Source organism: Lentzea albidocapillata (genome assembly GCF_000719115.1).
Taxonomy (GTDB): domain Bacteria; phylum Actinomycetota; class Actinomycetes; order Mycobacteriales; family Pseudonocardiaceae; genus Lentzea; species Lentzea albidocapillata.
The window spans coordinates 1-262 of record NZ_JOEA01000107.1; the positions used below are offsets into that span (position 1 = coordinate 1).

The window sequence follows — 262 nt, forward strand, 5'->3', positions numbered from 1 at the left end:
CCGACCTGCTCGGGGCGATCACCGTGACGGCCGGTCTGGCGGTGGCGGTCTACGCCGTCGTGCGGGCCCCGGAAGCGGGATGGGCCTCGGCCGAGACGACTGTCGGTTTGATCGTCGCCGTGGTGCTGCTGGGCGCTTTCCTGCTCATCCAGGCCAAGCGGACGGCTCCGCTGGTGCGGCTCGGCATCTTCCGCACTCCCCAGCTCGGGGCGGCGAACATCGCGCAGCTGCTGCTCGGTGGTGCGTGGATCCCGATGTGGTT

Annotated in this window: 1 pseudogene; it reads left to right on the plus strand. The window is 70.6% G+C overall.

Features of this window, described 5'->3' with window-relative positions:
• Positions 1–262: pseudogene (locus IG04_RS47565) on the plus strand (MFS transporter); the annotation flags it as partial.